Below are 23,838 nucleotides of genomic sequence, written 5' to 3'. Positions count from 1 at the left end.
CTTTCGGGCCGATGCGGAATGCGGCGGAGGCGCTGAACGCGCAGGCCTTGCCTCCGGGCGAGGGCTTCTTCGACGAACTGGCGGCGCGCGTGCTGGCGCGCTGGTCCGGTCCGGATCTGCAGGCGCTGCGCATCCTCGTGCCGGCGCTGCCGATGGCCGCCGAATTGCGCGCCGCGCTGGCGCGTGCCGCGCCCGGTCCCTTGCTGCTTCCCCGCTGCGACACCCTGCGCAACTGGGCGAACGGCGCGCCGCTCGCAGGCATCCCGACGCCCCTGCCTGAAAGCGAGCGCCGGGTGCTGCTGCATGAGGCGCTGCGCCAGCGGGGCTGGTTCGACGAGACGGCGCTGTGGGGCATCGCCGCCGAAATGGCCGGCCTGTTCGACGAGCTGACCTCGGCGACGGTACAGCTGCCGGCAGACGAGGACAGCCTGGCCGAACAGCTGCGCCGGGCCTACGCCCTGCGCGCCTCGGCGCCGCTGGCCTTCGAGGCGCGCGTCGTGCACGAGCTCTGGCGGGCGCTGGGCGCGGCCGGCGCGCCCGATGCGGCGGCGGTCTATCGTCTGCGCCTCGCCGAACTCGCCCGGCGCGCCGCGCTGGCGGAGGCGCCCGCGCCGCTGCTGGTGCTGCTCGACGCCGCGCCGGACGAGGCGCTCGATCCGGCCGAGCGCGATTTCCTGCACCGCTACGGCGCGGCGCAGCCGCTGCACGTGTTCTATCCGCAACCGCGTGAAGCATGCCCGACGCCGCTGCTGGCGACGCTCGCCGCGGCCTGGCCCGACGCCGGAGAGGCGCCCGCGCCGCTGCTCGAACGCGCGCACGCGCTGGCGCGGCAGTACCCCGCCGCCACGCTGACCGGACGCCTGGCGCTGGTGCCGACGGCCGGCCGCGAGCAGGAGGCGCGGGCGGCGGTGGCGCAGGTCGGCGCCTGGCTGCGGGACGGCTTGCGCCGGATCGCCCTGATCGCGCAGGACCGCCTGACGGCGCGGCGCGTGCGCGCGCTGCTGGAGCGCGAGAACGTGCTGGTCAGCGACGAGACCGGCTGGCTGCTGTCCACCTCGCGCGCGGCGGCGGCGGTTGACGCGCTGATCGAAGTGGCGGCCGGCCAAGCCTACTACCGCGATCTGCTCGATCTGTGCAAATCGCCGTTCGTTTTCGCCGACGTCGGCGAGGAGGCGCGCAAGGCTGCGGTGTTCGGACTGGAATCGGCGACCCGCGCGGCGTCGGTCAAGTCCGGCCTGGCGCGCGTGCGCCGCGCGCTGCTCGAATCTGACGTGCCGGACAAGCCGCTCGGCTTCGCGCTGCTGGACCGCGTCGCCGCCGCGGCAGCGCTGCTGCGCGCCGGACCGGCGCCGCTGGCGCGCTGGCTGGGGCGGCTACATGCGGCGCTCGACGCCGTCGGCGCGCTGCCCGCGCTGGCCGGGGACGCCGCCGGCCGCACGCTGCTCGACCTGCTGGAAGAACGCCGCGCGGAACTCGCAGGCAACGCCTCGCCGTTCTCCTTCAACGCCTGGCGCGACTGGCTCGACCGCGAATTCGAGGCCGCCAGCTTCCGCGACGTCGGCATCGCCAGCCCGATCGTGGTGACGCCGCTCAACGCCGTCTGCCTGCGCCGTTTCGAAGCCGCGCTGCTGCTCGGCGGCGACGCGCGGCAGCTGGCGCCGGCCGGGCACGCCGAGTTCTTCAACGCCTCGGTGCGCCGCGAACTCGGCCTGCGCACGCGCGAGGACGGCGAGCGCGAACTCAAGCGCGACCTCGAACTGCTGCTGGCGACGGTGCCGCGCGTGGTGGTGACCTGGCAGTCGCTGCGCGACGGCGAAGCCAATCTGCCGGCGCCCGAACTGTCGCTTTTATCCACGCTGCACGGGCTGGCGTGGAACGACGACCTGTATCGCCCCCCGCTGCCGCCGCGCGGCGACGCGGGGGCCGATCCAGCCACTGCGCCGCGCCGGACCGAACGCGCCGCGCCGGTCGCGCCGCCGGGACTGGTGCCGCGGCGCGTCTCGGTCAGCGGCTACGCCAGCCTGGTGGCCTGCCCGTACCGTTTCTTCGCCCGCCACGTGCTGGGCCTCGGCGCCATGGACGAGGTCAGCGAGGACATGGGCAAGGGCGAGTACGGCGAGCTGGTGCACCGCGTCCTGGAACGCTTTCATGCGCGCTGCCCGCTGGTTTCCGCCCTGCCTGAAGAAGAGGCGCTGCAGGCGCTGCGCGAGTGTACGGAGAGCGTCTTCGCCCCGGCCGTGGCCGACGATTTCCTGGCTACCAGCTGGCGTTTGCGCTGGGAGAAGCGCCTGTCGGCGTATCTTTCCTGGCAACGCGCGCAGGAGGCGGCGGGCTGGCGCTGGGAGCAGGCCGAGACGCGCGTCGCGCGCGAGCTGCCGCTGGCGCACGGCGGCGGCGTGGAACTGTACGGACGCATCGACCGCATCGACGGCCGCGCGGACGGCGGCGCCGCGCTCTACGACTACAAGACGCAATCGGCCAAGGCCGTCCGGGAACGCCTCGCCGACGACGTGCAGCTGCCGGCCTATGCCTTGATGCACGGAAATGCCGTCCAGGCGGCGTATGTCGCCCTGGACGACGAGGAAGTCGGCGCCGTGGTGTCGGCCGACGATGAAGCGGCTTTGCGCGAGGCCGCCGCCCGGCAGGGCGAACGGCTGGCCGCCGCGTTCGACGCCATCCACGGCGGAATGCCGCTGCCGGCGCATGGCGTTGACAGCGTCTGCCGCTGGTGCGAGATGCGCGGCCTGTGCCGCAAGGACTTCGCCTGACGCGCTACCCGCGACTTTCCCGCGGGCAGCGTCCGGCGCACCGCTACTGGCGCGGGCGCGGCGCGATCTTGGCGAATTCCGCCGTGGAGAGACGGCCGTCCTTGTTCGTGTCGGCGGATTCGAACGCCTTGGATACGGCGGCGCTGGCGGCCGCTTCCTGCTTGTCGATGAAACCGTCATGATTGACGTCGAGCGCCGGGAAGCTCTCCACTTCGGCGGCCGGCGGCGAGCTCGCGCCCGTCTGCGCCTGCACCGGCAGGAACACCAGGCACGACGCCGTCGCCGCCAGCAGCGCGAGGATGCGGGTCGGCACGATCGTATATGCGGTTCGTTTCAGCATGCTTTACCTCCAAGGTGTGAATGAAGAAAGGGCGGAAGCCGCTGCCGGAATCGGCGAATCAGGCTTCCAGCCAAGGCAGGGGCATGCATCGTGCCAGACCGTGTGTTTGTTTTTTTAATCAACCGGTTGAAGTGATTTCCCGATGTTGCATCCGGGATTATCTGTCGCTTCCCGGCGACGCGCGCCGGCGGGTATCGGCGCGAACGCCGATGAATCGGGCATTTCCGCTGTCGTTCGACGGCGACAGGCGGAGCGGCGAGGGTGCAGAATCTCTTCCTGCGTCACGGTCCACGCTTATCGAATTCGACCGGCCGGAATTGAGCGTTTATATGTCGTGCCATGGCAAGCAAGTCTCCTTTGCGGATATGACTATGACTTGCTTCGGCTGTTCACCCACGGCATCATTCGGAACCCCACCATTTTCTACAATCGATTAGACAATGATGATTGACGTACGCCGTATCGTAAATGTTATCGCCGTAGGACTAATGATTGTCGGGTACTTTGTGATCTTCTTCCAGGTATACCCAATCCCTTATTCCATGGCTCAAGGAATGCCGAAAGGACTGTTCTGTACGTTCTATACCGCAACTCGCACTTCCGGGTGGGGATGCAGTCGTTTAGGCGATGTACTGTCGCAACCATTGCCAACTGTACTGGCTCTTTGTATTACTACCATCGCCGTTTTTGCTCTGTGGACTAAAAATGGGCCATTTGCAGGAAATCCTTTGCCAATCCTAATTGCTTTTCAATCTGCGTTTCCCTTTGGAACCGGAACCATTCTTCGCTTGGTCTATTTTGTTCAAGGCCACGCCAGTACAACTTACGCGATATGGACACTCCTGCCCGCATCAATTTTTATTGGCAGCTTTCTGGTCATATGGCTGTTTCGAAATCCTAAAACCTCTTTATCTTTGAGAGATATTGAACGGAAGGAAATGGAACGAAGAACTAAAGTCCGGCGGGCGGCTGCTATTGAGATCGCTGAGAGACTTTCGGAATTGAATAACGCCAAAAAGAAGAACCAGTAAATGACCGTCCGACAGCTAATCAAAATGCAGCTTTTCCTCCGGGGTGTTATGCCAGCAAGCCGACTCCGCATACCTCGCCTTAAACTTTTCTCATTGCGAATGTCGGTCTTGGGTCGGTAGTTGCCGGGCAGCTTGTCAAATGCTGAAAACCAAGAGGGAATCGTTGGTCAGTCCGTCATCGTTTGATTCGGATGTTCGCTACGCGGGCCTGAGCCCGTCCATGTCCGTGTTTGAAATGAAAGAATTTGCCGCCGTGAAACTTGGATGTCTACCTCTACCATTTCCCAACTGACCGCCCAGGCGCTCGATCCCGCCCGCAGCGTCGTCGTCGAGGCGTGTGCCGGGAGCGGCAAGACGTGGCTGCTGGCGTCGCGCATCGTGCGGCTGCTGCTGGCCGGCGTGCCGCCCGGCGCGATCCTGGCGATCACCTTCACGCGCAAGGCGGCGCGCGAGATCGAGGAGCGCGTGGTCGACTGGCTGCGGCTGCTGGCAACGGGCGGCGAAGCGGAGGTGGCGGCATTCCTCGTCGAGCGCGGGGTGAATCCGGACGAGGCGACCCTGCGCACGGCCCGCGCGCTCTATGAGAACGTCCTGGCGGCGCAGCCGGCGCTGGCGGTGAATACCTTTCATGGCTGGTTCCTGCAGCTCGTCGATGCGGCGCCGCTGTCGGCCAACCTGGCCGGCGCGACGCTGGCGGAATTCGATTCGCGCCTGTTCGACGAGCTGTGGCAGACGTTCGCCGCCGAGCTGGCGCGGCATCCGGACAGCGAGGCGACGCGCGCTTTCGTCGCGCTGCTCGACGCCGCCGGACTGGAGGCGGTGCGCCGGCTGATGCGGCGGGCGCACGATCGCCGCTGCGAATGGCTGGCGCTGGGCGCGGCGACCGGGGAGGACGGGCCGGCGCTCGCCGGGCGCGTGGTCGACGCGCTGCGCGAACGGCTCGGTGCGGGCGAGCCGGGCGGGGCGCTGGCCGGGTTCTTCGGCACGGGCTGGGCGGACGACGTGCAGGCGTATCTCGGATTGCTCGAAATGAGCGAGCTGGCGACCGACCAGCGCCACGCGGCGGCGCTGCGCGAAGCCCTGGCCGCGCCGGCCGGGGAAGCCTGCTTCGCGCTGCTGCGCGGGGTGCTGCTGACCGCGTCCGACGCCTTGCGCAAGCGGGAAGCGAACAAGGCGGCGGAAAAGCGTTTCACGCCGGCCGGCGCCGCGCGCCTCGCCGCGCTGCATGCCGCCCTCGGCGAGCGCGTGCTGGAGTGCCTGGAGCGGCAGACCGCCGAGCGCATCCTGGCCTTCAACCGCCGGGCGTGCGCCGTGTTCGCCGCCTTTCTGGCGCACGTCGAGGCGTTCAAACGCGCGCGCCGGCAGATCGATTTCACCGATGCCGAATGGCAGGTGCTGCGCCTGCTGCGTGAGCCCGACACGGCGGCCTTCCTGCAGGCGCGCCTCGACGCGCGCTACAAGCACGTGCTGCTCGACGAGTTCCAGGACACCAACCCGCTGCAATGGCAGATCCTGCGCGCGTGGTTCGACGCCTACTCGGACGCGGACCGGCCGCGCGTCTTCCTGGTCGGCGATCCCAAGCAGTCGATCTACCGTTTCCGCCGCGCCGAGCCGCGCCTGTTCGCGGTGGCCGCGGACTTCCTGCAGCGCGGCTTCGCGGCGGTGCGCTGCGAGCAGGACGCGACGCGGCGTAATGCGCCGCCGATCATCGACGTGGTCAACGCCCTGTTTCTCGGCGTGCCGGAATTCGCCCCGTTCCGCGCGCAGTCCTCGCTGGCCGGCAACCTGCCGGGCCGCGTCGAGCTGCTGCCGCTGTGCGCGCGCGTTGCCGGCGAGACGGCGCCCGGGCGGGACGGCCTGCGCGATCCCTTGGCCGAGCCGGACGTCGAGCCCGAGGACCTGCGCCGCCAGGAGGAAGCCGCCGCGCTGGCGGCGAAGATCGCGGAGATCGTGGGGCGCGGCGGCCCGGCCTGGCTGATCGAGGCCAAGGGCGCGGACGGCGGCGTCCGGCGTCCGGCGCGCTATGGCGATTTCATACTGCTGGCCCGTTCGCGCACGCACCTGGCATGCTACGAGCGCGCGCTGGCGGAGGCCGGGATTCCCTTCGACGCCGGCGCGCGCGGCGGGCTGCTCGACACGCTGGAAGTGCGCGACATCGTGGCGCTGCTCGAATTCCTGGTCACGCCGGTCGACGACCTGAAGCTGGCGCAGGCGCTGCGCTCGCCCCTGTTCGCCTGCGGCGACGAGGATCTGGCGGCGGTGGCGGCCGCCGTGGCGGCAGACGGCCGTGCGGCCCGTGCGCCGTGGTGGCCGCGGCTCGTCGCACTGGCCGAGGCGGGCGCCGCCGGCCCGCGCCTGGCGCGGGCGGCGCACCTGCTTGGCGACTGGCTGCGCGTCGCCGGCAAGCTGCCGGTGCACGACCTGCTCGACCGCATCTACCACCAGGGCGAGGTGCCGGCGCGCTATCGCCTGGCGGTGCCGCCCGCCGCCGCGCCGGCCGTCGAGGCCAACCTGCGCGCCCTGCTGCTGCTCTCGCTCGATCTCGAAGGCGGGCGCTACCCGAGCCTGCCGCGCTTCATCGACGCGCTGCGCGACCTGCGCGAGGCCGACGCCAACGATGCTCCGGACGAAGGACGGATCGAGGCGGAGCCGGACGAACGGAACGGGGCCGGCCCGGACGACGCGGGCCGCGTGCGCATCCTCACCATCCACGGCGCCAAGGGCCTGGAGGCGCCGATCGTCTGGCTGCTCGGCGCCAACGAGTCGCCGCGCGGCGGCGAGGCCTGGGACGTGCTGGTCGACTGGCCGCCGGACGAGGACGCGCCGCGCCACTTTTCCTTTTTCGGCCGCAAGGAGGAGCGCGGCGCGGCGCGCCAGGCGCTGTTCGACGCCGAGGCGGCGGCCGCACGGCGCGAAGAGCTGAACCTGCTCTACGTGGCGGTGACGCGGGCGCGCCAGGTGTTCATCGCCAGCGGCATCGAAAGCGCCCGGTCTGCCGCCGGCACGCCGTACCGCCTGCTGGAAAAGGCGCTCGGCGCATTGGGCGGTGCGCCGGCCTACGGCGATGCGCTGCCGACGGCCGCCTTGCCGGACGCTCCGCCGCCGTCGGGGAAGACGGTCCGCGCGGCCGAGGCGCTGCCCGCCGTCGGCGAACGCAAGCCGGAAGCGCAGGGCGGCGAACGCTTCGGCATCCTGCTGCATGCCTTGCTGGAACGCCGCACGCAGGGCGGCGACGCAGGCTGTTGGTGGAAGGCGCTCGGCTTCGACGACGCCGAATACCGGCGCGCGCTGCCGGTCGCCGAGCGCCTGCTGGCGGCCGCGCCGCTGCGCCGCTTCTTCGCCCCGGAGCTGCATCTGCGGGCGTGGAACGAAGTGGAATTCACCGACGGCGCCGGGGCGCTGCTGCGCCTCGACCGACTGGTCGAGTTCGCCGACGGGCTGTGGGTGCTCGACTACAAGAGCTCGGGCAGCGATACCCAGCGCCTCGCCGACTACCGGGCGCAGGTCGCCGGCTACTGCCGGGTGGTCGCCGCCGCGTATCCGGGCCGTGCGGTGCGCGGCGCGCTGCTGTTCGCCGACGCGGCGCTGGTCGAAGTGGAGTGGGCCGCGTTGAATCCGTGACCCGGATTACCAGGTCAGCGCGGGCTGCTTGGGCGTAATCCGCGCCGTGCCCCGGCCCATGGGCCCCGAGTATTCCGCCTCGAGCCGGTAAAGCTGCTTGAAGTGCTTGAACAGCGTGGTCTCGATGCCCTTCAGCGCGGCCGGATCGGCGCAGCGGAAGACGTACTCGCCTTCGATGTCCTCGTGCTTGTCGTCGCCGTCGGGCAGTTCGACCTTGGCCGAAACGAGCGTGCAGCCGGCCGCCGGCGTGGGCTTGAACAGCGCCGCGGCGTCGCGCAGCACGGCTTCCGCCTTGGCCAGCGCCGCCTTTTCCGAGGCGTTGCGCGGCAGGTGCTCGAAACCGACGGCCGAATCCATCGGCACGTCGAGCTCGATCTCGATCTCCGCGTTCTCGACCTCGACGTCGAGCAGGCCGACGCCATGCTGGTGCTGATGGTGGTGTTCCGCGGCGTATGCGCCGCAGGCGGCCAGCGCGGCGATCAGGGCGAGGTGTCGGATGTGCATGGGCTTTCCTCCGCAAGGGTCAGTGGGAATGGGTGCTGCTCAGCACCACGACGGCGATGCCGGCGACCAGCAGCGCGCTGTGCCAGCCGATCGACGTGGATTCGCGCTTGAGCCGGGGCATCAGATCGGCGATGGCGACGTAGAGGAAGCTCGACGCGGCGAGGGTGATGATCACCGGAATCCAGTCGCGGGCGCGGTCGAGCATGTAATAGCCGGCGAGTCCGCCGACGATGGCGGTCAGGCTGGAGACGATGTTCCAGAACAGGGCCTGCGCGCGCTTCCAGCCCGCGCCGAGCAGGATGGCGAAATCGCCGGCTTCCTGGGGAACCTCGTGGGCGATGATGGCCAGCGTCGTGCTCCAGCCGAGCGCCGGGTCGGCAAGGAAGGCGGCGGCGATGAGCAGGCCGTCGGTGAAGTTGTGGAACCCGTCGCCGACCAGGATGGCGAAGGCGCCCTCGTTGGCGGCGTGCGCGTGATGGTGGGCGTGCGTGTGGTCCTCGCACTGCGCCTCTGCCGCGTGCTGGTCGCCGCTGGCGTGGTGCGCGTGGCGCCACAGCGCGATCTTTTCCAGGGTGAAAAAGCCGAGGATGCCGCCGAGCAGAATGGAGAAGGCCTCGTGCGGGGTCAGCCCGCCTTCCAGGGCTTCCGGCAGCAGGTGCAGCAGGGCCATGGCCAGCAGCAGGCCGGTGGAAAAACTGACGGTGAGCGTGATCCACCGGCGCGGCAGGCCGAACATGATCAGCGCCGCGGCGCCGATGCTCAGCACGCCGCCGAGCAGGCAGGCCAGGACGATTTGGGCGGGCAGGGGAAACGGCATGAGGGCCTTCGGGCAATGGGTCGGAGCGGGGCGCCTCATTCAAACACAACACGCTGGCAACTGCAACGTGGTTGCATTTGCCAGCGTGTTGTCCGTTCGCCCGCCGGCCGGCGCACGGCGCGGCCGGCGGCGCGGTGGTATAGTCGGCACCGCCCGCGGGCGGTCCGTGCCGCGCGGCCGCACAAATCATCCGACTGCTGACTGAAGCCATGTGGAAATCGATCGCCGCCATCGCCATCGGCGCGGCCCTGGGCGCGCTGCTGCGCTGGCATCTGGGTAACCGCCTGAATGCCCTGTTTCCTTCCATCCCGCCGGGCACGCTGGCGGCGAACCTGATCGGCGCCTACGTCATCGGGCTCGCCATGGCCTGCTTCGCGTCATATCCGGCCATTGCGCCGGAATGGCGCCTGCTGATCGTCACCGGTTTCTGCGGCGGGCTGACGACGTTTTCCACCTTCTCGGGCGAAGTCACCGTGCTGCTGCAGCAAGGACAGCTGCTGCTGGCCGCCGGAGCGACGGCGGGGCACGTGGCCGGCTCGGTGCTCATGACGTTCGCCGGCATCGGCACGGTGTACGGCGTCCGGCGCATTTTGTGAAGAGAGCGGAGGGAATCATGGAAAACGGAACGTTCCTCAGGTTCTACGTCGAGGAAGGCCAGCGTCATCACGGCGTCCTGCTCTGGGAATGGCTGCTGGAGCAGGCCTGCGGCCTGAACATCCGGGGCGGCTCGGCGTTCCAGGCCATCGGCGGCTTCGGGCGGCATCGCCTGCTGCACGAGAACCGCTTCCTCGAACTGGCCGGCAGCGTCGTCGTCGAGGTGGAGTTCATCGTCAACGACGCCGAGGCGGAGCGCCTGCTGGAGATCGTCTGCGCGGCGGGAATCCGCGTGTTCTATGCCCGGATTCCGGCGCGTTTCGGCGTCATCAACCCCGACGCCGAGGATCGCGCGCCGGCCGCTGGATGAAAGCGGCATGCGCGCCCGCGGCCAACGCGGATACGCCCGTCATGAAGCCGCCGCATCACCGCCGCCTCTGGTCAGGCCGCAAATATTTCATTGTATAATCACGGCCTTGTGTCTGCCGTTCCCTTTTTATAACTTCTGTCATGGAATCCAAAGATGGCCACTGTCGCTAAAGCTGCAACCTCCAAGAAAGCCGTTTCCGCCAAGAAAGCTGCTCCGGCCAAGCCGGCCGCGCCCGCCAAGAAGCCTGCGCCCGTCGTCAAGAAGGCCGCCGTGAAGGCCGCGCCCGCCAAGCAGGCCGCCTCGGCCAAGGCCGCCGTCAAGAAGACCGTCGTCGCCGCCAAGCCGGCTGCCGCCTTCGTCAAGATCAGCAAGGTCGTCGGCCGCCAGATTCTCGATTCGCGCGGCAATCCGACGGTCGAGGTCAACGTGCTGCTGGACAACGGTTTCCTGGCGCGCGCCGCGGTTCCGTCCGGCGCGTCCACCGGCGAATTCGAAGCCTGCGAACTGCGCGACGGCAACAAGAAGGTGTATCTCGGCAAGGGCGTCCTGAAGGCGGTCGAAGCCGTCGAACGGCCCGATCGCCAAGCTGCTGAAGGGCAAGGACCCGCTCAAGCAGCGCGAACTCGACGCAGCGATGATCGCGCTCGACGGCACGCAGAACAAGGCCAAGCTCGGCGCCAACGCCATTCTCGGCGCGTCGATGGCGATCACCGTCGCCGCCGCCAGCGTCAGCAAGATGCCGCTGTGGAAGTACATCGCCAAGCTGCACAAGAACAAGGAATTCGTCCTGCCGACGCCGATGGCCAACATCATCAACGGCGGCAAGCATGCCGACAACCTGATCGACTTCCAGGAATTCATGATCATGCCGGTCGGAGCCAAGACCTTCTCGCAGGGTCTGCAATGGATCACCGAAGTGTTCCATGCGCTGAAGAGCCTGCTCAAGAAAGGCGGCCACGTCACCGCCGTCGGCGATGAAGGCGGCTTCGCACCGAACCTGTCGAACGACGAGGCGCTGGAAGTGATCATGCAGGCTATCGCCGCCGCCGGCTACAAGCCCGGCAAGCAGATCGCCATCGCGCTCGACTGCGCTTCCTCCGAACTGTTCGACGAAGGCGGCCGCCAGGGCTACAAGTTCTGGAAGTCGAATCCCGAGAAGCTGTTCACGGCCGACGAAATGATCGCCAAGTACGAAGAGTGGTGCAAGAAGTACCCGATCGTCTCGATCGAGGACGGCCTCGACCAGAACGACTGGGAAGGCTACGTCAAGTTCACCAAGGCGCTCGGCAAGAAGGTCCAGATCGTCGGCGACGACTTCTTCGTGACCAACCCGTCGCGCCTGAAGCAGGGCATCGGCATGGGCGCGGCCAACGCGATCCTGATCAAGGTCAACCAGATCGGCACCGTGACCGAGACGCTGGACGCCATCAAGATGGCGCAGCAGGCCGGCTACGGCGTGATCTCGTCGCACCGCTCGGGCGAAACGGAAGACTCGTTCATCGCCGACCTCGCCGTCGGCACCGGCGCCGGCCAGATCAAGACCGGCTCGCTGTCGCGCACCGATCGCATCTGCAAGTACAACCAGCTGATCCGCATCGAGGAGCAGCTCGGCGCCAAGGCCATCTACAAGGGCCTCAAGTCGATCAAGGGCGCGGGCTTCTGATCGCCGGCACTCCGGCACCAAAAAAGGCATCGCTCTGCGATGCCTTTTTCATTTCCGGGCGGCGCTTGCGGGCGTCTTGCGCCGCACGTGGCGCTGGCCGATACTGGCGGCGAAGCGCCCTGATTCCGGGCGCGTTTTTTCCCCGCTTTCCGTGGCGGATTACGTTCGAGATGACCATGAAGCTGCATCCCTTCACCGCCTGCGCCGTGTGCTTGGCCTTCGTCTGCGCGGAGGCGCCGGCCCAGGGCGTTTACGTGACGCGCGGCGAAAACGGGCCGGTGTTTTCGGACAAGCCGCAGCCCGGCGCCAAGGAGGTGACGCTCAAGCCGCTGACCGTGATCCCCGCGCCGGAACCCGTGCCGGCGCACGCGACGCAACCGCCCGGAGGCACGGAGGCGCGGCCGGCGGAACGCCAGCGTCCCGAAGCCGCCGCCGCGTACCGCAGCCTGGCGGTCGTCGAGCCGGCGGACGGCGGCAGCGTGGCCGGCGACACGTCGCTGCTCGAAGTCCGGCTGGCCGTCGATCCCCCGCTGCTGCTGGGCGAGGGGCACGCCTTCATCGTGCGCATCGACGGGCGGCCCGTCAACCAGCGGTTCACGGCGACCGAATTCGTGATTCCTCCCGGCTTCTGGCCGGACGGCTACCTGCCCGCGAATCGCGGCGTGCAACTCGAAGTTGCCGTCGTGGACGGCAGCGGCCACGTGGTGATGCGCGCGCCGCCGGTGCGTTTCCATTCGCGTCCGATCATCATCCGGCCGCCCTATCCGGGGCATGCGTGGGAGCATCCGCGGCCGCCGCCGCCGCGTCCGGCGGTACCGGAGAAAAAACCGGGAAAGCACGTGCTGCGCAAGGAAGCGCCGGCGTCGCCGCCCGCGAAGGACTGACCGGCGGCCGCTCAGGAAAAGCCGGGCAGCCAGCCGGTGTGATGATGATGGGTCACCAGTTCGAGCGTCCCCTGGAACAGCGCCTCGATGACCGGCGGCTCCCGCCAGGCGGCGTCCATGAACCGCAGGCCGATCTCCTCGACCAGCCGGCCGCGCCAGTAGTGGTTCGACACTTCATCGAGCGTCGCCAGGTTCAGGCTGTGCGGCAGGCGCAGGTAGTCGAGCCAGCTCGAATCGTGGAACGAGACGACGTAGGCCCCCTGGCTGCGGGCGGGCACGAGATGCTTGCCGAAGACGCGCGCCGGGTGCTTGGCGCGGAAATTCTCGGCGTCGACGCGCGTGGCGAAGAGCAGCAGCGCGTGCAGGCGGCTGGGGAATTCCTTGAACAGGCGCTGGCGGTAGTATTCCAGATGGTATTCCGCGAAATAATTCTGCACGGTGGTGAAGCTGTCTTCGGGCAGGGGCAGGCTGAAGGGGTTGTCCGACAGCACGTCCCAGCCGGGAAGCTCGGCGTCAGCGTCCAGCCAAGCGTACAGTTCGAGCGGCGCGGAGTCGCGGATCAGGTGGTCCATGGCCGATACGCCGCGCGCGGCCATCACTGGCCGCGCGGCAGGGAAATGCGCGGAGGAACGGGCGCTCGGGCTGAAGGGACGCTCCCGTGGTCGGTCATCGGTCGGGGTGCTCCGGGTGGACGGGCCGCGCGGCCTCGCGTGGGGCGACCAATGTAACACCAAATGCCGGACGGAAAAACCTGGCGCATTCCCGCGCCGGTTTGCCGCGCAAGCCGCATCGGGATCGCCCGCGTGGCGCGCCGCGCCGATTGTGCAGTAACATCGCCGGTCCCATGTCTGCTTTGCCGCATTCCCGGCGGTCCGGTTTTTCTTCGATGCGCTTCCATCCCCGGCGCGCGCTGGTGCGTGCCCTGATCGTTTCCCTGCTGGTGCATGCCGCTCTGCTGGTCGGCGTGGTCAGGATTCTGCCCGCGCGCATCGAGGCGCCGCCCGCGGTCATCCGGGTGGTGGGGATGAGCCGCCCGGCCGTTCCTCCCGTTCCTCCCGCCCTTCCCGTGAGCGCGCCGCGTCCCGCGCCCGCCGTGGAAGCGCCGGCCCGCGCCGAGGCGCCGGCGCCGTCCAGGGGGCCGAAGGCCGCCGCCAGAAAACTCGAGGTTCCCGATGAACGTCCGCAGGAGGTCGCCGTCGCGGCGGCCCCTTCGCCGCCGGCCGTCGCCGACGCCGTGGCAGCTGCGCCGGCATCTTCAGCGCCGTCGGCGGCGCCCCAGGCCGGTTCCGCGAGCGCCTCGGGCGGCGCGCCACAGGCGGCCGCTCCGTCCGGCGCGGCCGCGCGGCAGGACGGGATCGGCGCCGACGACCTCCGCCAGTACCGCTTCGCCCTGGGCATCAGCGCCCGGCGCTTCAAGCGCTATCCGCCGCTGGCGAAGGAGCGCGGCTGGGAGGGGACGGCGGAAATCGCGCTGGATTTCCGGCGCCTGGGCGCCGAGCCGGTGCTCTCGCTCAGCGCGTCGAGCGGGCAAAGGATTCTCGACGAGCAGGCGCTCGAAACGCTCCGCCAGGCGGTCCGCCACACCGAACTGCCCGAGGGGCTGAAAGGTCGGGATTTTCGGATGCTGCAGCAGATCACCTTCAGTCTCGACGACGGCGGGTAAGCTCAGGGCGGCGGCAGGGTGCTCTCGTGGAAGCCGAAGGCGCCGGCGCGGCGGTCCCGGAAATACGCCTCCAGGCAGAAAGCGACGCTGCGGAACGCCAGCCGCTCCCACGGAATCTCCCGTTCCTCGAAGAGCGTCGTCTCCAGGCTTTCCTCGCCGACGCCGAAATCGGCGTCCAGCAGCCGGGCGCGGTAGAACAGGTGGACCTGGCTGATGTGCGGGATGCTGACCAGCGCGAAGAGCCGTTCGATGCCGACGCGCGCGCAGGCTTCCTCGACCGTCTCGCGCATCGCCGCCTGAGCGGTCGATTCGCCGTTCTCCATGAAGCCGGCGGGTAGCGTCCACAGCCCGTAGCGCGGCTCGATGGCGCGCCGGCAGAGCAGCACGCGGCCGTCCCATTCGGCGACGCAGCCGATCACCAGCTTGGGGTTGAGATAGTGGATTTCGCCGCACTGCGGGCAGACGTGGCGCAGGTGCGAATCGCCTTCGGGAATGCGCAGCACGACTTTGGCGCCGCACCGGGTACAGTAATTCATGTCCGCTCGTCGTCAGGGTAGGGATCGATTCTAGCCGATCCCGCAGGCGTGTTGGCAACGGCGCTGTCTCGTGTCAGCTGCCGTTCCGGGGCGGCTTTACTCTTGTTTCCCGTGGCCCGGCATCCCGTTACAATGACGCCCGACAAACGAATTTGCGCCCTGGACCGGCGCGTCCCGGAGGATTGGAATGTTTCTCATCGTCGGCTACCTCATCATACTGGCGGCGTCGCTCGGAACCTACGCGGTGCACGGCAGTCTGGCGGCGCTCTGGGTGCCGATGGAGTATCTGGCGATCGTCGGGCTCACGCTCGGCGCCTTCGTCGCCAGCAACGACCTCAAGGTCATCAAGGCCACGCTCGGCGCGCTGCCCAGCCTGTTCAAGGGCTCCAAATACAACAAGGCGGCCTACGTCGACCTGCTGGCCATGCTCTTCGAGGTGCTCGCCAAGGTGCGCAAGGAAGGCCTGATGTCGATCGAGAACGACGTCGAGAACCCGCACGACAGCCCGATCTTCAGCAAGTATCCGTCGATCTCGCACGACCACCACGTCATGGAATTCATCACCGACTACCTGCGCATGATGGTCGGCGGCAATCTCAACGCGCTGGAAATCGAGAACCTGATGGACATGGAGATCGAGACGCACCACCACGAGGTGGAGGTGCCCGGGCACGTCATGGCCAAGTCGGCCGACGGCCTGCCGGCCTTCGGTATCGTCGTCGCGGTGATGGGCGTGGTCAACGTCATGGGCTCGGTCGGCGAGCCGCCGCCGGTGCTCGGCAAGATGATCGGCGGCGCGCTGGTCGGCACCTTCCTCGGTATCCTGATTTCCTACGGCTTCGTCTCGCCGATCGCCTCGCTGCTGGAGCAGAAGGCGCACGAGGGGTCGAAGATCTACCAGGTGGTCAAGGTCGTGCTGCTGGCGTCGATGTCGGGATACGCGCCGCAGGTGGCGGTCGAGTTCGGCCGCAAGGTGCTCTTCTCCAACGACCGGCCGACCTTCATCGAGCTTGAGGAAGAGCTCAAGGCGCGCAAGGGCAAGTAAGCCCGCCCGCGTGCCGAGGATACCGCATGAGCGAAGATCTCCGTCCGATCGTCATCAAACGCATCAAGAAAGGCGCCGCCGGGCACCACGGCGGCGCCTGGAAGCTGGCGTACGCCGATTTCGTGACGGCGATGATGGCTTTCTTCCTGCTGATGTGGCTGCTCGGCTCGACGGCCAGCGGCGACTTGAAGGGGATCGCCGATTATTTCCAGAATCCGCTGAAGGTCAGCTTTTCCGGCGGCTCGGGCGCGGGCGACGCGACCAGCATCCTGAAAGGCGGTGGCAAGGACCTCTCCCGGAGTTCGGGGCAGGTCAAGCAGGGCGACGTCCAGACCGACAAAAGGACCAATCCCAGCGCGCGGGACGCGCGCACCGAGGACTTGCGCAAGGAGTTCGAACGGCGCGAGAGAATGTCGCTCAACGAGCTCAAGAGCAACATCGAGAAGCTGATCGACGACAACTCCATGCTGCGCCAGTTCAAGAACCAGCTGCTGATGGACGTGACCACCGAGGGCTTGCGCATCCAGATCATCGACGAGAAGAACCGCCCGATGTTCGACACCAGCAGCGCCGAGTTGAAGCCATACTCGAAGGTGATCCTGCGCGAAATCGGCAAGGCCCTGAATGCCGTGCCCAACAAGGTCAGTTTCTCCGGGCATACCGACGCGGCGCAGTTCAGCGGCGGCGAGAAGGGGTTTTCCAACTGGGAACTGTCGGCCAACCGCGCCAATGCCTCGCGGCGCGAGATGATCGCCGGCGGCATGGACGAAAACAAGGTCCTGCGCGTGGTCGGCCTGTCGTCCATGGTCCTCTTCGACAGGAACGATCCGCTGAGTCCGTCCAACCGGCGCATCAATATCGTGGTGCTGAACAAGCGGACCGAGGAAGCCATGCTGATGGAAGACGGGAACGCCACCCTGACGGTCGACGGCTCCGAGGAAACGTCGTCCGTGCTGGGCGCGGAAAAACCCAAACAATGACCCGGCGCGGGGAATTCACAGCCGCCGGAACGAAAACAAGCCGGAAAAGAGGTGGTGCGTGATCGCCAATAATGCGCCCTGGGGCAAGCCGCTGCCGCCACGTGAAAGCGGCGAGCGTGAGTTCGTCTTCACGCAGGCCGATTTCGAGCGGGTCCGCAAGCTGATCTACGAGCATGCCGGCATCGCGCTCTCGTCCGCCAAGCAGGACATGGTGTATAGCCGGCTGGCCCGGCGCCTGCGCGAAACGCGCATGAAGACCTTCGGCGAATACCTGGCGCTGCTGGAGCGGGGCGACAAGGCCGAGTGGGAAAAATTCGTCAATTCGCTGACCACCAATCTCACCTCGTTCTTCCGCGAACCGCATCACTTTCCGATCCTCGGCGCGCACCTCAAGAAGCTGCAGGGCAAGCCGTCGATCAGGATCTGGTGCTGCGCCTCGTCGACCGGCGAGGAGCCGTACAGCATCGCCATGACGGTCGTCGAAACCTTCAACAGCTTCAACGTGCCGGTGTCGATCGTCGCCTCCGACCTGGATACGAACGTGCTCGCCACGGCGGCGAAGGGCGTCTATGCGCGCGACCGGGTGGATCGGCTGCCGCCGGAGCGCCTGAACCGGTTCTTCTTGAAGAACGCGGGCGGCGACGACGGCTCGTTTACCGTGCGTCCCGAGCTGCGCCGGCTGGTGACCTTCCAGCGGCTGAACCTGCTCGAACCGAACTGGAGCGTGCGCGGCCCCCTGGATGCGCTCTTCTGCCGCAACGTCATGATCTATTTCGATAAGCCGACGCAGTACAAGATCCTCAAGCGGTTCGCGCCGCTGATGGACCGCGGCGGCCTGCTGTTCGCCGGGCATTCGGAGAGCTTCCTGCACGCGGCGGACCTCTTCCGCTCGCAGGGCAAGACCGTTCTACGAACTGGCGGACGGAGCCCGCTGACATGGGTGTGCAGACTCCCGCGCCGGGCGCGGCGGCGCGGCCGCCGGCGAACCTCGGCCGCATCGTTTTCGTCGGCGCCTCGACCGGCGGCACCGAGGCGATCAAGACCTTCCTGCTCGGATTCCCGGCCAACTGCCCGCCGACGCTGATCGTGCAGCACATGCCCGAATCCTTCACCGGCTCCTTCGCCGCGCGCCTGAACGGCTTGTGCCAGCCGCGGGTGATCGAGGCGCAGGGCGGCGAAACGCTGGTCCCCGGCACCGTTTACGTGTCGCCGGGGCATTCTCACATGCGCGTGCGCCGGACCGGCGCCGGCTATGCCACGGAACTGCTCAGGACGCCGCCGGTGAACCGCCACCGGCCGTCGGTCGACGTGCTGTTCGACTCGGCCGCCGAGGTCGTCGGGCGGAACGCCGTCGGCGTCATCCTCACCGGCATGGGCAAGGACGGCGCCAACGGCCTGCTGCGCATGCGCCAGGCGGGCGCCCGGACGTTCGGCCAGGACGAGGCCAGCTGCGTGGTTTACGGGATGCCGCGGGAAGCCGCGCTGATCGGGGCGGTCGAGGAGATCGCCGGGCTCGACGCGCTGGCGCAGAAGGTGCTTGCCGCCAGCCGCCTCGGTTGAGAATTCCCGCAAAAGCATGCCCTTCCATGCCGTTTCCAGGCCTCCGCGCCGCGGCGGCAAACGCTTCCGTGCCTTTGTTTGTGGGGAGGAATGTGGTGAAATGGCGGGCGGTCGATTAAGATGCGCGTTAGTGGTTGGCACGGCCACACGACCATAAAAAGGGGATCACGAATGTCAGAGCTGCTGAAAAGCATCGATGCGCGTACCAAGCTCGCTGGCACGAACAAACTGGAAATCCTGCTGTTTACGCTCGGCACCAATTCCCGCACCGGACGGCGCGAGACCTTCGGCATCAACGTCTTCAAGGTGCGCGAAGTGATGCGCACCCCGCCCATCACCGCCGCGCCCGAGATGCCGGCTTCGGTGGAAGGCATGGTCAGCCTGCGCGGCGCCCTGGTTCCCGTGGTCGATCTGGCCAAGTACGCGGGCGTGACGACCGATTCGCCGCGCTCGATCATGATCGTCACCGAATACGCCGGGCACACCCAGGGCTTCCTGGTCGAAGGCGTGGATACCATCCTGCGCCTCGACTGGAGCCAGATGAAAGTGCCGCCGGACATGATGACGGCGGAAATGGGCGGCCTGGTCACGGCGGTGACGGAACTGCCGGACGGGCGCCTGGTGATGATGATGGACGTCGAGAAGGTCCTCTCGGAAACCACCAAGTACGACGACGAGGTCGTATACCGCAACATCAAGCCGCTGAACGATTCGACGCTGACGGTGTTCTTCGCCGACGACTCGGTGGTGGCGCGCAAGCAGATCGTGCGCACGCTCAATGCGATGCACGTGCGCTACGTGGAGGCGATCAACGGGCGCGCGGCCTGGGAGGAGCTGGAAAAGGTCGCTGCCTATGCCCAGGCTTCGGGCCAGGAAGTGTCGAAACTGGTGAGCCTGGTGCTGACCGACATCGAAATGCCCGAGATGGACGGCTACATCCTGACCAAGAAGATCAAGACCGATCCGCGTTTCGCCGGGGTGCCGGTGATCATGCATTCGTCCCTGTCCGGCATGTCCAACCAGCAGTTGGGCAAGTCCGTCGGCGTTGACGAGTACGTGCCCAAGTTCGAACCCCAGAAACTCTCGGAAATCCTGACGCGGCGCCTGCTCGGCTCTGCCCCGGTCGCCCAGGCGAACGGATGAGGTCCAACTATAGCGTGGAGTATGTCGATGGCAACGGATCTGGTTGAAAAGAAGAATCTGCTCGATAGCGTCGATGCCAGGACCCGGCTGGCGGGGTCCAACAAAATGGAGATCCTGCTGTTTTCCCTGGGCACCCGGGAAACCTTCGGGATCAACGTGTTCAAGGTGCGCGAAGTGGGACGCACGCCGCACATCACCCGCACGCCCAACATGCCGAAAGGCGTCGAAGGCCTGGTGTCCCTACGCGGCAACGTCATTCCCGTGCTCTCGCTGGTCAGCTTCCTCGACCATCAGGACAAGCCGGTGGAGCAGGGTAAGACCATGATGGTCGCCGAATACTCCAAGCGCACGCTCGGCTTCCTGGTGCACGAGGTGGACCGGATCATTCGCGTTGACTGGGAGAAGGTCAAGGCGCCGGAAAGCGTGCTGTCCTCGAACCAGGGCCTGATCACGGCGATCACCGAACTGGAGAACGGCACGCTGGTTTCCCTGCTCGACGTCGAACAGATCCTGGCCAACGCCTTCGGCGAGGCGGTCATCGTCGACGTGCCTCCGGCCCAGGTACCCGAGGAGATCGGCGTCTTTTTCGTTGACGATTCGGTGGTCGCGCGCAAGAAGATCGCCGAAGTGTTCGACAAGCTGCACGTCAAGCACAAGCACGCGACCAACGGGGTCGAGGCCTTGACCCGGCTGCAGGGGCTGGCCTCCCACGCGCAGCAGACCGGCATCAGCCTGCGCAACGAAGTGCGCCTGATCCTGGTCGATGCCGAAATGCCGGAAATGGACGGCTACGTCCTGACCAAGTACATCAAGGCCGATTCCCGCTTCGACGGCATTCCGGTGGTCATGCATTCCTCGCTGTCGTCGGAGGCCAACCGCGCCATGGGCCAGGCCGTCGGCGTGGATGCGTACGTGGCGAAATTCGACGCCGAGGTGTTGGCGGACACCTTGCGTCCCCTGCTCGAACGATAGAAAAGAAAATCAGGAGTCGATGAACAATGGCTGATCCGAAAATGAGAATTCTGGTGGTGGACGATTTTTCGACCATGCGACGAATCGTCAGGAATCTGCTCAAGGAGTTGGGTTTCGCCAACGTGGATGAAGCCGAGGACGGGGCCATCGCGTTGCAGAAATTGCAGGCGGGGGGCTTCGAGTTCGTGGTGACGGACTGGAACATGCCCAACATGGACGGACTGCAATTGCTGCAGGCCATCCGCTCGAGCCCGTCCCTGTCGCATCTGCCGGTGCTGATGATCACCGCCGAAGCCAAGAAGGAAAACATCATCGCGGCGGCCCAGGCGGGCGCCAGCGGCTACATCGTGAAACCGTTCACCGCGGCCACGCTGGCGGAAAAATTGCAGAAGATCTTCGACAAGATGGGTGTCTGACATGAGCGACACGACTTCTTCGGGCGACTCGGCCGAACTCGAGGCGCTGTTCGACAGCATTGCGGGGGGCGTGGGGGGAGGATCGGCAAATCCAGCGAATTCCGCCGCTCCGCCGCCGGCCGCCGAAAAAAAGCCGTCGCTGATGAAGCAGGCCCAGGAAAGCGACGATCTGACGGAAGATTCGCAGGAATTGCAGGCGCTGTTCGACGCCATCGTGTCCGAGGGCAAGGGCGTGCAGGGCGCGGAAGGCGAAGGTGCGGGCGCGGGCGCGGAGTGGCCGACCCAGAAGAAGGTGTTCACCCAGGTCGGGCAGATGGCCCGGCAACTGCACGACACACTCGGCGCGCTGGGCTACGACAAGCTGCTCGAAAAAACCGTCAACGCGATTCCCGACGCGCGCGACCGCCTGAAGTACATCGCCGACCTGACCGAGCAGGCCGCGTGCAAGGTATTGAACGCCACCGACGTGGCGAGTCCGCTGCAGGAGGAGCTCGAAGCGGGCGCCGCGCTGCTGGCCGCCAAGTGGGACGCCCTGTACGCCAACCAGATGGGCGTCGAGGATTTCAAGCTGCTGGCCAGCGAAACCCGCGTTTTCCTCAAGAACGCCGTGCCGCAGCGGACGGCGGCGACCAAGGAGCAACTGCTCGAAATCATGATGGCCCAGGATTTCCAGGATCTGACCGGGCAGGTCATCAAGAAGATCGTGTCGCTCGCCCAGGACCTCGAAACGCAGCTGATGAGCATCTTGATCGAAACGATTCCCGGAGAAAAACGCACGGCATCGGTCAAGAATTTGCTCAACGGACCCGTTATCAACGGTCAGGGGCGTTCCGACGTCGTGGTGAGCCAGCAGCAGGTGGACGATCTGCTCGACAGCTTGGGATTCTAGGAGATTCAACATGAGCGATTTTTCCGGCATGGAAGACCTGCTGCAGGATTTCCTGCAGGAAGCGAGCGACCTGCTCTCCGACGTAGACAACAAGCTCGTCGACCTGGAGAAGGACCCGGGCGACCGCCGCCTGCTGAACGACATCTTCCGCGGCTTCCACACCATCAAGGGCGGCGCCGGCTTCCTCAACGCGACCGAACTGGTGACGCTCTGCCACCTCACCGAAAACCTGTTCGACAAGCTCCGCAACGCCGAGATGGGCCTGACGCCTGAACTGATGGACACCATCATGGCGGCGACGCAGGGCGTCCGCTCGATGTTCGGCGAGCTCGGCCAGGCGATGCAGCCGCGGCCGGCGCCGGAGGGAGTGATCCACGCCCTGCGTGTCGCGCTGCAGGAAAAGAGCGCCGCCCCTGCCGCCGAACCGGAGCCCGCGGCGGACGCCGCCGTCGCTCCTACACCGTCGCCGCAGGCGGAGCCGCCGGCTGCCGGACCCGACTGGCAGGCGCTGCACGCCGCCGTCACCGGCCAGGCGGTCGTCGCAGCGGCCCCGGCCGGCCAGTCCGGCACCCGGATCGAGCCGGCTTCCGGCACCGACGTCGTGCCGGAAGCCGAGATGACGCCGCATTTCCCGCCCGAGGGGCGGCGCGTGACCGACAAGCCCGGTTTCGTCGGCTCGGGCGCGACCACGGGGCGGCGCGCGGAAGAGAAGATCGCCACGCGCGAGTTGACCATCCGCGTCGATACGGCGCGCCTGGATCAGGTGCTCAACCTGTCCGGCGAGATCGGCCTGACCAAGAACCGCCTGACCAGCCTGCGCGCCGACATCCTGGCCGGACGCAACGACGCGGAAACGCTGCACGCGCTCGACCAGGCCGTGAGCCAGCTCGACCTGCTGGTCTCCGACCTGCAGAACTCGGTGATGAAGACGCGCATGCAGCCGATCGGCCGGCTGTTCCAGAAATACCCGCGCATCGCCCGCGATCTGGCGCGCCAGCTGGGCAAGGACGTCGAACTGGCCCTGCTCGGCGAGGAAACCGAGGTCGACAAGACGATGATCGAGGACCTCGCCGATCCGCTGGTGCACCTGGTGCGCAACGCGGTGGACCACGGCGTCGAGTCGCCGGAGGAGCGCCTGGCCGCCGGCAAGCCGACCAAGAGCATCGTCCGCCTGGAAGCGCGCCAGGAAGGCGACCACATCGTGCTGATCATCGCCGACGACGGCCGCGGCATGAATCCCGAGCGCATCCGCGCCAAGGCGATCGAGAAGGGGCTGATCCGCGAGGAAGAGGCCAATACGCTGGACGACCGCCAGAGCCTGAACCTGATCTTCCTGCCCGGCTTCTCGACGATGACGCAGGCCTCCGCCGTGTCCGGGCGGGGCGTCGGCATGGACGTGGTGAAGACCAACATCCAGAAGCTCAACGGCTCGGTCGAGATCCGCTCCGAGCCCGGCAAGGGGTCGGTGTTCATCATCTCGCTGCCGCTGACGCTGGCGATCCTGCCGGTGCTGCTGGTGCTGCTCGGCGACCAGCCGTTCGCCCTGCCGCTGTCGATGGTGCGCGAGATCCTGCCCATCGAGAAGGAAAAGATGCAGGAAGTGGGCGGCAAGGAGACGCTGGTGGTGCGCGGCGAGGTCCTGCCCGTCGTCGCGCTGTCGCGCCTGCTGGGCTGGCCACAGGTGCGCAGGCCGGAGTACGGCGTCCTGATGCAGACTTCGGAACGCAGCTTCATCCTCTCGGTCGACAGCTTCGCCGGGCGCGACGACGCCGTGATCAAGTCACTCGACGATTTCCGGCCGCGCGGGGTGGCCGGCGTGACCACGCTGTCGAACGGCCAGATCGTGCTGATCCTCGACATGAAGGAGCTTCTGGCCGACCTGAACGCCCATATCGACCGCGATCTGGGCATCCGGCATTCGAAGACGCTCGAACTCTCGATGTAAATTCCAATAGAAACAAACGACTAGACAGGAGGCTCCGGCCTCCTGTCTATTTTTTTGCCTTGCGGAAGCCTTGTTGCAAGCGCGCGACTATTCGAGA

Annotated in this window: 21 protein-coding genes and 1 pseudogene; 17 read left to right on the top strand and 5 right to left on the bottom strand. The window is 67.1% G+C overall.

Annotated features, from left to right (window positions below):
• The first annotated feature begins 11 nt into the window (after positions 1 to 11).
• Complete coding sequence (locus QM701_RS06845) at positions 12 to 2,768, top strand: PD-(D/E)XK nuclease family protein (RefSeq protein WP_415166339.1); 2,757 nt, start codon at positions 12 to 14, stop codon at positions 2,766 to 2,768.
• 43 nt (positions 2,769 to 2,811) lie between these two features.
• On the opposite strand, the gene QM701_RS06840 is transcribed toward QM701_RS06845, so the two are convergent.
• The gene (locus tag QM701_RS06840) at positions 2,812 to 3,108 is read right to left on the bottom strand and encodes an EF-hand domain-containing protein (RefSeq protein ID WP_415166338.1); all 297 of its coding nucleotides are present in this window, start codon (positions 3,106 to 3,108) and stop codon (positions 2,812 to 2,814) included.
• Positions 3,109 to 3,548: 440 nt separating this feature from the next.
• Between QM701_RS06840 and QM701_RS06835 the strand changes: the two genes are divergently transcribed.
• Together QM701_RS06835 and QM701_RS06830 are read left to right on the top strand one after the other, a co-directional pair.
• Positions 3,549 to 4,139, top strand: coding sequence for a hypothetical protein (locus tag QM701_RS06835; RefSeq protein ID WP_415166337.1), 591 nt, complete (start codon positions 3,549 to 3,551; stop codon positions 4,137 to 4,139).
• Positions 4,140 to 4,403: 264 nt separating this feature from the next.
• Positions 4,404 to 7,760: a UvrD-helicase domain-containing protein gene (locus QM701_RS06830; RefSeq protein ID WP_415166336.1), complete on the top strand. Its 3,357-nt coding sequence runs from the start codon at positions 4,404 to 4,406 to the stop codon at positions 7,758 to 7,760.
• 6 nt (positions 7,761 to 7,766) lie between these two features.
• Here the strand turns inward: QM701_RS06830 and QM701_RS06825 are convergent, their stop codons facing one another.
• Positions 7,767 to 8,264: a ZrgA family zinc uptake protein gene (locus QM701_RS06825; RefSeq protein WP_415166335.1), complete on the bottom strand. Its 498-nt coding sequence runs from the start codon at positions 8,262 to 8,264 to the stop codon at positions 7,767 to 7,769.
• A 19-nt stretch (positions 8,265 to 8,283) separates the two neighbouring features.
• On the bottom strand, positions 8,284 to 9,081 hold the full coding sequence (locus QM701_RS06820; RefSeq protein WP_415166334.1) for a ZIP family metal transporter: 798 nt from the start codon (positions 9,079 to 9,081) through the stop codon (positions 8,284 to 8,286).
• 209 nt (positions 9,082 to 9,290) lie between these two features.
• Here QM701_RS06820 and crcB point away from each other — a divergent pair, with 209 nt between their 5' ends.
• The 4 genes and pseudogenes from crcB (at position 9,291) to QM701_RS06800 (ending at position 12,592) form a co-directional block, all read left to right on the top strand.
• Positions 9,291 to 9,677 carry a fluoride efflux transporter CrcB gene (gene crcB, locus QM701_RS06815; protein WP_415166333.1) on the top strand — a complete coding sequence of 129 codons (387 nt, stop codon included), beginning with the start codon at positions 9,291 to 9,293 and terminating at the stop codon, positions 9,675 to 9,677.
• Between the two features lie 17 nt (positions 9,678 to 9,694).
• Positions 9,695 to 10,045, top strand: coding sequence for a DUF190 domain-containing protein (locus QM701_RS06810; RefSeq protein ID WP_415166332.1), 351 nt, complete (start codon positions 9,695 to 9,697; stop codon positions 10,043 to 10,045).
• 363 nt (positions 10,046 to 10,408) lie between these two features.
• Positions 10,409 to 11,708: pseudogene (gene eno / locus QM701_RS06805) on the top strand (phosphopyruvate hydratase).
• Between the two features lie 176 nt (positions 11,709 to 11,884).
• Positions 11,885 to 12,592, top strand: a complete 708-nt coding sequence (locus QM701_RS06800) for a hypothetical protein (RefSeq protein WP_415166331.1) — start codon at positions 11,885 to 11,887, stop codon at positions 12,590 to 12,592.
• An 11-nt stretch (positions 12,593 to 12,603) separates the two neighbouring features.
• Here the strand turns inward: QM701_RS06800 and QM701_RS06795 are convergent, their stop codons facing one another.
• Positions 12,604 to 13,164, bottom strand: coding sequence for a hypothetical protein (locus QM701_RS06795; protein ID WP_415166330.1), 561 nt, complete (start codon positions 13,162 to 13,164; stop codon positions 12,604 to 12,606).
• A gap of 314 nt (positions 13,165 to 13,478) precedes the next feature.
• Between QM701_RS06795 and QM701_RS06790 the strand changes: the two genes are divergently transcribed.
• Positions 13,479 to 14,255, top strand: coding sequence for a TonB family protein (locus QM701_RS06790; RefSeq protein ID WP_415166329.1), 777 nt, complete (start codon positions 13,479 to 13,481; stop codon positions 14,253 to 14,255).
• Positions 14,256 to 14,257: 2 nt separating this feature from the next.
• Here QM701_RS06790 and QM701_RS06785 read toward each other — a convergent pair whose 3' ends face one another.
• On the bottom strand, positions 14,258 to 14,791 hold the full coding sequence (locus tag QM701_RS06785) for an NUDIX hydrolase (protein ID WP_415166328.1): 534 nt from the start codon (positions 14,789 to 14,791) through the stop codon (positions 14,258 to 14,260).
• Positions 14,792 to 14,978: 187 nt separating this feature from the next.
• Between QM701_RS06785 and motA the strand changes: the two genes are divergently transcribed.
• The 9 genes from motA (at position 14,979) to QM701_RS06740 (ending at position 23,741) form a co-directional block, all read left to right on the top strand.
• Positions 14,979 to 15,836, top strand: coding sequence for a flagellar motor stator protein MotA (gene motA / locus QM701_RS06780; protein ID WP_415166327.1), 858 nt, complete (start codon positions 14,979 to 14,981; stop codon positions 15,834 to 15,836).
• A gap of 26 nt (positions 15,837 to 15,862) precedes the next feature.
• Positions 15,863 to 16,816, top strand: a complete 954-nt coding sequence (gene motB, locus QM701_RS06775) for a flagellar motor protein MotB (protein WP_415166326.1) — start codon at positions 15,863 to 15,865, stop codon at positions 16,814 to 16,816.
• 58 nt (positions 16,817 to 16,874) lie between these two features.
• On the top strand, positions 16,875 to 17,900 hold the full coding sequence (locus tag QM701_RS06770) for a CheR family methyltransferase (RefSeq protein ID WP_415166325.1): 1,026 nt from the start codon (positions 16,875 to 16,877) through the stop codon (positions 17,898 to 17,900).
• Positions 17,813 to 18,376, top strand: a complete 564-nt coding sequence (locus tag QM701_RS06765) for a chemotaxis protein CheB (protein WP_415169354.1) — start codon at positions 17,813 to 17,815, stop codon at positions 18,374 to 18,376. The genes QM701_RS06770 and QM701_RS06765 overlap by 88 nt, the downstream gene beginning before the upstream one ends.
• A 171-nt stretch (positions 18,377 to 18,547) precedes the next feature.
• Positions 18,548 to 19,519 (top strand): chemotaxis protein, encoded by a 972-nt coding sequence (locus QM701_RS06760; RefSeq protein ID WP_415166324.1) that lies wholly within the window; start codon positions 18,548 to 18,550, stop codon positions 19,517 to 19,519.
• A 27-nt stretch (positions 19,520 to 19,546) separates the two neighbouring features.
• Positions 19,547 to 20,491 (top strand): chemotaxis protein, encoded by a 945-nt coding sequence (locus tag QM701_RS06755; RefSeq protein WP_415166323.1) that lies wholly within the window; start codon positions 19,547 to 19,549, stop codon positions 20,489 to 20,491.
• Between the two features lie 26 nt (positions 20,492 to 20,517).
• Positions 20,518 to 20,907, top strand: a complete 390-nt coding sequence (cheY, locus tag QM701_RS06750) for a chemotaxis response regulator CheY (RefSeq protein ID WP_415166322.1) — start codon at positions 20,518 to 20,520, stop codon at positions 20,905 to 20,907.
• 1 nt (position 20,908) lies between these two features.
• Entirely contained in the window at positions 20,909 to 21,796 is an 888-nt protein-coding gene (gene cheZ, locus QM701_RS06745; protein WP_415166321.1) for a protein phosphatase CheZ, read from the top strand.
• 10 nt (positions 21,797 to 21,806) lie between these two features.
• Positions 21,807 to 23,741, top strand: a complete 1,935-nt coding sequence (locus tag QM701_RS06740) for a chemotaxis protein CheA (protein WP_415166320.1) — start codon at positions 21,807 to 21,809, stop codon at positions 23,739 to 23,741.
• Positions 23,742 to 23,838 lie beyond the last annotated feature (97 nt).

The organism is Propionivibrio sp., assembly GCF_047602565.1.
Taxonomy (GTDB): domain Bacteria; phylum Pseudomonadota; class Gammaproteobacteria; order Burkholderiales; family Rhodocyclaceae; genus Propionivibrio.
Note: the sequence above shows the minus strand (reverse complement) of the source record. Positions and strands in the feature narration are given on the sequence as shown.

What these genes read in the sequence shown, in the direction of transcription:
- QM701_RS06845 (WP_415166339.1), top strand. Translation starts at nt 12, where the DNA reads ATGCGGAATGCGGCGGAGGCGCTGAACGCGCAGGCCTTGCCTCCGGGC.
- QM701_RS06840 (WP_415166338.1), bottom strand. Translation starts at nt 3,108, where the DNA reads ATGCTGAAACGAACCGCATATACGATCGTGCCGACCCGCATCCTCGCG.
- QM701_RS06835 (WP_415166337.1), top strand. Translation starts at nt 3,549, where the DNA reads ATGATGATTGACGTACGCCGTATCGTAAATGTTATCGCCGTAGGACTA.
- QM701_RS06830 (WP_415166336.1), top strand. Translation starts at nt 4,404, where the DNA reads ATGTCTACCTCTACCATTTCCCAACTGACCGCCCAGGCGCTCGATCCC.
- QM701_RS06825 (WP_415166335.1), bottom strand. Translation starts at nt 8,264, where the DNA reads ATGCACATCCGACACCTCGCCCTGATCGCCGCGCTGGCCGCCTGCGGC.
- QM701_RS06820 (WP_415166334.1), bottom strand. Translation starts at nt 9,081, where the DNA reads ATGCCGTTTCCCCTGCCCGCCCAAATCGTCCTGGCCTGCCTGCTCGGC.
- crcB (WP_415166333.1), top strand. Translation starts at nt 9,291, where the DNA reads ATGTGGAAATCGATCGCCGCCATCGCCATCGGCGCGGCCCTGGGCGCG.
- QM701_RS06810 (WP_415166332.1), top strand. Translation starts at nt 9,695, where the DNA reads ATGGAAAACGGAACGTTCCTCAGGTTCTACGTCGAGGAAGGCCAGCGT.
- QM701_RS06800 (WP_415166331.1), top strand. Translation starts at nt 11,885, where the DNA reads ATGAAGCTGCATCCCTTCACCGCCTGCGCCGTGTGCTTGGCCTTCGTC.
- QM701_RS06795 (WP_415166330.1), bottom strand. Translation starts at nt 13,164, where the DNA reads ATGGACCACCTGATCCGCGACTCCGCGCCGCTCGAACTGTACGCTTGG.
- QM701_RS06790 (WP_415166329.1), top strand. Translation starts at nt 13,479, where the DNA reads ATGCGCTTCCATCCCCGGCGCGCGCTGGTGCGTGCCCTGATCGTTTCC.
- QM701_RS06785 (WP_415166328.1), bottom strand. Translation starts at nt 14,791, where the DNA reads ATGAATTACTGTACCCGGTGCGGCGCCAAAGTCGTGCTGCGCATTCCC.
- motA (WP_415166327.1), top strand. Translation starts at nt 14,979, where the DNA reads ATGTTTCTCATCGTCGGCTACCTCATCATACTGGCGGCGTCGCTCGGA.
- motB (WP_415166326.1), top strand. Translation starts at nt 15,863, where the DNA reads ATGAGCGAAGATCTCCGTCCGATCGTCATCAAACGCATCAAGAAAGGC.
- QM701_RS06760 (WP_415166324.1), top strand. Translation starts at nt 18,548, where the DNA reads ATGTCAGAGCTGCTGAAAAGCATCGATGCGCGTACCAAGCTCGCTGGC.
- QM701_RS06755 (WP_415166323.1), top strand. Translation starts at nt 19,547, where the DNA reads ATGGCAACGGATCTGGTTGAAAAGAAGAATCTGCTCGATAGCGTCGAT.
- cheY (WP_415166322.1), top strand. Translation starts at nt 20,518, where the DNA reads ATGGCTGATCCGAAAATGAGAATTCTGGTGGTGGACGATTTTTCGACC.
- cheZ (WP_415166321.1), top strand. Translation starts at nt 20,909, where the DNA reads ATGAGCGACACGACTTCTTCGGGCGACTCGGCCGAACTCGAGGCGCTG.
- QM701_RS06740 (WP_415166320.1), top strand. Translation starts at nt 21,807, where the DNA reads ATGAGCGATTTTTCCGGCATGGAAGACCTGCTGCAGGATTTCCTGCAG.